Origin of the sequence: Streptomyces alboflavus (assembly GCF_000716675.1) — a bacterium.
Classification (GTDB): domain Bacteria; phylum Actinomycetota; class Actinomycetes; order Streptomycetales; family Streptomycetaceae; genus Streptomyces; species Streptomyces alboflavus.
Genome location: NZ_JNXT01000167.1, coordinates 1 through 213 on the forward strand (window position 1 = coordinate 1; position 213 = coordinate 213).

At 55.4% G+C, this 213-nt stretch carries 1 rRNA gene; it reads left to right on the forward strand.

Going from position 1 to position 213, the window contains the following annotated elements:
* Positions 1–127: 127 nt before the first annotated feature.
* Positions 128–213: ribosomal RNA gene (rrf, locus tag OO63_RS41190) — 5S ribosomal RNA — on the forward strand; the annotation flags it as partial.

Sequence of the window (213 nt, forward strand, 5' to 3'; positions counted from 1 at the left end):
GAGTTGACTGGTACTAATAGGCCGAGGGCTTGTCCTCAGTTGCTCGCGTCCACTGTGTTGGTTCTGAAACCACGAACAACCCCATGCCATGGTCACGGCATGGTGCGGTTGAACAGTTTCATAGTGTTTCGGTGGTCATAGCGTGAGGGAAACGCCCGGTTACATTCCGAACCCGGAAGCTAAGCCTTACAGCGCCGATGGTACTGCAGGGGG